Raw genomic sequence first — 2,952 nt, 5'->3', positions numbered from 1 at the left:
ATCGAGGACTATGCCGAGCTGGTGCGCGTCGCCCGCCATAGCGGCATCGCCGTCGTCCAGTTCTCCGGTCTTTCGGAGCTGGGGCAGGGCGGCAAGCTGGTTCTCGATGCCGTCGAGATGGAAACCATCATGCGCCGTTCGGCGGTCGCCACCGACATCGCGCGCATCGGCGCCTTCGTCGGCGGCAAGCGCGTGCTGGTCACCGGCGGAGCCGGCTCCATCGGCCGTGTGCTGGTCAAGCGCGCGCTGGAGCTCGGCGCCGAGGCGGTGCTGGTGGCCGACAATTCCGAGTTCGGCATCTTCCAGCTCGATCAGATCATCGACGAGAAAGACCGCGGCCGGCTGGCCAGCCGCATCGTCGATGTCACCGACCGGCCGCACATGATGCGCCTCGTCAGCGAGTTCAAACCCGCCATCATCTTTCACGCCGCGGCGCTGAAGCATGTGCCGCTGCTGGAAGAGAACTGGGAAGCGGCGATCGAAACGAATGTCTTCGGCACGCTCGCCTGCGCCGAGGTCGCGGCCGAATGCGGGGTGCCGCAGTTCCTGCTGATTTCCAGCGACAAGGCCGTCGACCCGAGCTCGATGCTTGGCGTCACCAAGCGCGCGGCCGAACAGATCGTCTCCTCGCTGCATGAAACGCACGCCGCACCGTCGCCTTTCCCTGCCGGCGGGCTGAACGGCCGCCATGCCGGCGTCCCAACTGTGCGTCGTCCCGGCACCAAATTCATCGCCGTGCGCTTCGGCAACGTCTTCGGCTCCAACGGCTCGGTGGCGACCATCTTCCAGGCGCAGATCGAGGCCGGCGGGCCGGTCACCATCACCGACCGGCGCATGACGCGCTATTTCATGACAGTGGCCGAGGCGGTCGATCTCGTCATCATGTCGGCCGCCGATGCCGAGCGGCGCCAGGGCAGGGACGACTATGCCATCTACATGCTGGACATGGGCGAGCCCGTGCCGATCCTCGAAGTCGCCGAAACCATGATCCGCATGGCCGGCAAAAGCCCCTATACCGACATTCCGATCCGCTTCACCGGCATCAGGCCCGGCGAGAAGCTGCACGAGGCGCTGCATGGCGAAGGCGAGGAGGTCGTCAAGCTCGACATCGCCAAGATCTTCGGCCTCAGGACCGACGTCGTCGAGTGGCGGAGGATCGAGGCCGCGCTGCCGGCGCTGGTGGCCGCCATACGGGACCAGGACAAGGCCGCGGCCCTCGCGATCCTGGCCGGGCTCAACCGGGCAGGGCAAGGCATTGGCGGCGCGCCCCAGCGGGCGGTGCCGAAAGCGGCCGGACAGATCAGTTAGCCCTGTGCCGCCCTCCCGCAATTGGCTATTGAAGCCTGTTCGAATGCCCTGCGGGGTTCTGAAGCAGTGACCGGAAAAGATCAGCGCGTGGCCGTTCTCATGGGCACGAGGGATGGCGCCGCCTTTATCGGCGAACAGTTGCAATCCTTGCTCGCCCAATCATGGCCCCATGTCGATCTCTGGGTTTCCGACGACGGCTCGACGGACGCCACGCTCGCGATCATTGAGGCGTGGCGGTCCCGCTGGAACAAGGGCTCCCTTGCGCTGGTGCAGGGCCCGCGAAACGGCTTCGCCGCCAACTTCCGCTCGATGATCATCGATCCGCGCGTCGATGCCGATTACTACGCCTTTTGCGACCAGGACGATGTCTGGGAGCCGGACCGGCTGGAGAGCGCCATTCGCTGGATGGAGACACAGGATATGGCAATGCCGCTGCTGTTCTGCTCGCGCACGGCGACCATTTCGGAGACCGGCGTCCCGGCCGGCCATTCGCCGCTGTTCCGCCGCCTGCCATCCTTCCGCAACGCCCTGGTGCAGAGCATCGCCGGCGGCAACACCATGCTCTTCAACCGCGCGGCGCGCGACCTCCTGGCGAAGGCATCGGCAAGAACCGAATTCGTCAGCCATGACTGGTGGGCCTATCTCGTCGTCACCGCCGCCGGCGGCAAGGTCCGTTACGAGCCGCGGCCGCTGGTCAGATACCGGCAGCACGGGGCGAATCTGGTTGGCGCCAACATCTCGTGGAAGGCGAGGCTTTCGAGGCTCGGGCGGCTGTTCCAGGGCCAGTTCGCCACCTGGACGGACAGCAATCTCAGAGGCCTTGCCGTCAACCGCGACCTCGTCACACGCGATGCAGCACGCTGCCTTCGCCTGTTCATCAGGGCGCGCAAGGGCAGTGCTCTCAGGCGCTTCAGCCTGCTCGGCAAAAGCGGCGTCTACCGGCAGACCCTGATGGGCACGCTCGGCCTCTACCTTGCCTTTCTTTGGCGGCGGATCTGAGCCGTGACGGCAAAGCGGGCTTTCGACCTGACCATCGCGGCCGTCATGCTGGCGGTTACGTCTCCCGTTGTGCTGATCGCCATGCTGGCGGTCAGGGCGACGTCGTCCGGACCGGCCATCTTTTCGCAGCCGCGCGTCGGGCGCGGCGGCGCTGTCTTTGCCTGCCACAAGCTGCGCACCATGCATCGCAACACCCCGTCCTTGCCAACGCACGAGGCGCCTGCCGGGTCGGTCACCGCGGTGGGCAGGGTGCTGCGCTCGACCAAGATCGACGAGCTGCCGCAGCTCTGGAACGTGCTCAAGGGCGAGATGAGCCTTGTCGGTCCCCGTCCATGCCTGCCGACGCAAACGGAGCTGATCGGCCACCGGCAGCGGCTGGGCGTGCTTTCGGCGCTTCCGGGCATCACCGGGCTGGCGCAGATCAAGGGCATCGACATGTCCGACCCGAAACTCTGCGCCGAGATCGACGCTGCCTATCTGAAGGCCGCTTCGATCGGCCTCGACCTCAGGATATTGCTGGGGACATTCTACCGGGCCTGAGCGGCCTTTTCTCGCGCCAGTTCCTCAAGCCGGCCGAGCGTAGCGGTTTCCGGCATCCAACCTTCCGCGGCCAGCAGCGACGGATCGCAGATCTGGGTCGCGGTC

At 66.3% G+C, this 2,952-nt stretch carries 3 protein-coding genes and 1 pseudogene; 3 read left to right on the top strand and 1 reads right to left on the bottom strand.

From position 1 onward, the window contains the following. From EOA60_RS26540 to EOA60_RS26530, 3 genes are all read left to right on the top strand, one after another. On the top strand, nucleotides 1-1,308 hold a 1,308-nt coding region (locus EOA60_RS26540), incomplete at its 5' end, for an SDR family NAD(P)-dependent oxidoreductase (protein ID WP_164899547.1). 87 nt (nucleotides 1,309-1,395) lie between these two features. Beyond that, entirely contained in the window at nucleotides 1,396-2,307 is a 912-nt protein-coding gene (locus EOA60_RS26535; RefSeq protein WP_245322291.1) for a glycosyltransferase family 2 protein, read from the top strand. 3 nt (nucleotides 2,308-2,310) lie between these two features. Beyond that, on the top strand, nucleotides 2,311-2,847 hold the full coding sequence (locus EOA60_RS26530; RefSeq protein WP_281060780.1) for a sugar transferase: 537 nt from the start codon (nucleotides 2,311-2,313) through the stop codon (nucleotides 2,845-2,847). Here EOA60_RS26530 and EOA60_RS39245 read toward each other — a convergent pair. Beyond that, nucleotides 2,835-2,952: pseudogene (locus EOA60_RS39245) on the bottom strand (epimerase); the annotation flags it as partial. The gene EOA60_RS26530 and the pseudogene EOA60_RS39245 overlap by 13 nt on opposite strands.

This window comes from Mesorhizobium sp. M1A.F.Ca.IN.020.06.1.1 (assembly GCF_004023265.1).
Taxonomy (GTDB): Bacteria; Pseudomonadota; Alphaproteobacteria; order Rhizobiales; family Rhizobiaceae; genus Mesorhizobium.
This window is presented reverse-complemented; position numbering and strand designations above follow the sequence as displayed.